At 41.7% G+C, this 2,265-nt stretch carries 3 protein-coding genes; 1 reads left to right on the forward strand and 2 read right to left on the reverse strand.

The annotated features are described in order from the left end of the window. Positions 1–126 precede the first annotated feature (126 nt). A complete protein-coding gene (locus I3259_RS20110; RefSeq protein ID WP_238031436.1) occupies positions 127–585 on the reverse strand; it encodes a hypothetical protein in 459 nt (152 codons plus the stop codon). 121 nt (positions 586–706) lie between these two features. After that, positions 707–1,480, reverse strand: a complete 774-nt coding sequence (locus I3259_RS20115) for a class I SAM-dependent methyltransferase (RefSeq protein WP_238031437.1) — start codon at positions 1,478–1,480, stop codon at positions 707–709. 165 nt (positions 1,481–1,645) lie between these two features. Here I3259_RS20115 and asnC point away from each other — a divergent pair, with 165 nt between their 5' ends. After that, entirely contained in the window at positions 1,646–2,107 is a 462-nt protein-coding gene (gene asnC / locus I3259_RS20120) for a transcriptional regulator AsnC (RefSeq protein WP_005372443.1), read from the forward strand. The last annotated feature ends 158 nt before the right edge of the window (positions 2,108–2,265 follow it).

The raw sequence follows: 2,265 nt of genomic DNA on the forward strand, positions 1-2,265 counted from the left end.
TCAGGCCTTACAAGCCGCTTAACCGAAATGTCCAACTTTATGGGGTCACTTCATTTGGAGGCTTTTTTATTTAATGTGTCCCGTCCTAAAATATATTTTCAAATTTAGGACTTTAGAATAAAGACATCACAATCCAAGCGCGAGTTTTGCTTTCTTCAATTGCTTTTCAAATTTCTTGACTGTTTTTGCCGCTTTTTTTAACTGCTTATTTTTCTTTTTAGCCAGTTTCTTCAGCTTCTTAGCTTGCTTTAACTTTAAGCTATCAGGCGCTAATGCTTCTTCTTCGACCACCGCAACCATTTCGATATGGCTTTGCCCCACAGCAGTAGGGGCTGGCAAATTATGAACATTCGGTTGTTTCATCGCCATCATTGGCTGAGGTGCTGGCGGGATCGATAATTTCGCGACGCGAGGAGCAGCCTTAACCGCATTAGTTAATCGACTTGGCTTACACAAATACTCTTTGTCACTCGCAACTCGCGTACAACTTGAACACATGAAATTTGGCTCGCTGACAATCTTACTAATCGTCGCAAACTGATCAGCAATTTCTGCTCGGCGATATTTACACAAGGTCTTAGCCATGAATGCTCCTCTAGCCAACAACGAACCTTTTTATCAACATTAAACGATAATGATTCGTAATACCAGCGCAGCATTCAGATTAATATCATCCTATTTGTAACTATTTATTTGCAACAATCACTTAGCCTTTCATTGCCGCTTTTACATAAATATCAAATCGGTTTTTTTTGGTTTCAATCGCCATTGATGGCTTTGCTTGAGCAAGGAATTCAGCATAATCAGGACGCTTTACCACCACGCGTTTAGTTGCCAACGCATACGCGGGTTCAAACAAACCATCAGCATCTAAATCTGCGCCGACTAAGGTTTGAAAAACGCGCATTTCTTTTTTAACTAAAGCCGACTTTTTCTTATGTGGATACATAGGATCAAGATACACCACATCAGGCGCAACAAAATCAGGGTCATCAGCTAAATTAACTAACGCATCATGGCTCGAGGCATGAAGCAACTGCATACGCTCACTTACCCAACCGCCAATTTCAGGATCGGCTTTTGCTCGTGCTAAGCCATCATCTAATAATGCAGCCACCACAGGATGACGCTCAACCAACTGAACTTTACAACCGAGTGTTGCCAATACAAAAGCATCTCGACCAAGACCTGCTGTCGCATCTAAGACGGTAGGACTAATACCGCCTTTAAGCCCAACCGCTTTTGCAATCGCTTGACCTCGACCACCACCAAATTTACGGCGATGAGCGACAGCGCCGCTAACTAAATCGACAGAAACTGCTCCGAGCTTAGGTTCATCAAGCTTACGAAGCTCTAATTGCTCAGCAGTAAGGACTAAAGCAAAGCTGCTATTTTCATCATGGCTTAAGCCCCAACGAGCGGCTAATTGATCTAATTCAGGCTGACGTTCAGGAACTTCACAAACTAAGGCAAGCTGCACAGCAATCTCCGATATAAAAACAACATCTGGGTGTGACATTTCACATCCGATCATAGGGCGCGGATTATAGCACTACAAATCATCCTTTGCTCTGGTATCACACCATCAGATAAGTATAAGATACAGCAATAAAAATGAATTCCTCGCATAGCCAAAGGACCTCCTATGACACCATCCATTCGTATCGATGACTTAGATCGCGATATCCTTAATGCCTTAATGAATGATGCTCGTATTCCTTACGCTGAAATGGCGAAGCGATTTAATGTTAGCCCTGCTACGGTTCACGTACGAGTAGAAAAGATGCGTGCTGCAGAAATTATTACAGGTACAGAGGTGATCATTAACCCTAAATTATTAGGTTATGACGTTTGCTGTTTTATTGGTATTAATCTAAATGCAGCCCGTGATTATCATTCTGCATTAGCAAAACTTAATGAGCTTGATGAAGTGGTTGAGGCTTATTACACCACAGGGGCGTACAATATTTTTGTTAAGTTGATGTGCCATTCCATTGAAGAACTGCAATACGTGCTCATTGATAAACTCCAAGCCATTGACGAAGTGCAATCTACTGAAACGCTTATCTCACTGCAAAATCCGATCAACCGCAATGTAAAACCATAATTTTTCGGGTGCGCCCCTTTCACTGCAGCTTACTATTTATCGAAAAAAGATCGGTTTTTCTGCTTTGTTGCCAAATACTTATTCAAATAAAAAAGCGAGCACCATGCTTAATGCCGATCAGTTAAGACAAAAATGATCAGTTGAACGATCCTATAGAT

Source organism: Photobacterium sp. Ph5, from assembly GCF_022129445.1.
Taxonomy (GTDB): Bacteria; Pseudomonadota; Gammaproteobacteria; order Enterobacterales; family Vibrionaceae; genus Photobacterium.

Excerpts from the sequence above, each read along its gene's own strand:
- I3259_RS20110 (WP_238031436.1), bottom strand. The coding sequence starts at position 585 with ATGGCTAAGACCTTGTGTAAATATCGCCGAGCAGAAATTGCTGATCAG.
- asnC (WP_005372443.1), top strand. The coding sequence starts at position 1,646 with ATGACACCATCCATTCGTATCGATGACTTAGATCGCGATATCCTTAAT.